At 62.6% G+C, this 262-nt stretch carries 1 pseudogene; it reads left to right on the top strand.

The window, feature by feature from the left end:
• Positions 1–262 (top strand): annotated as a pseudogene (locus X744_RS0139525) (glutathione-dependent disulfide-bond oxidoreductase); the annotation flags it as partial.

Below are 262 nucleotides of genomic sequence, written 5' to 3'. Positions count from 1 at the left end.
TGCCCGTCGGCAAGCACCCGCTGCAGCTTTATTCGCTGGCGACGCCGAACGGCGTCAAGGTGACGGTGATGCTGGAGGAGCTTCTGGCGCTTGGCCACAAGGGCGCCGAATACGACGCCTGGCTGATCCGGATCAACGATGGCGACCAGTTCGGCAGCGGCTTTGTCGAGGTCAATCCCAATTCCAAGATCCCCGCGCTGATGGATCGCAGCGGCAAGACCCCGCTGCGCGTCTTCGAATCCGGCTCGATCCTGGTCTATCT

Origin of the sequence: Mesorhizobium sp. LNHC252B00 (assembly GCF_000502955.1) — a bacterium.
Classification (GTDB): domain Bacteria; phylum Pseudomonadota; class Alphaproteobacteria; order Rhizobiales; family Rhizobiaceae; genus Mesorhizobium.
Note: the sequence above shows the minus strand (reverse complement) of the source record. Positions and strands in the feature narration are given on the sequence as shown.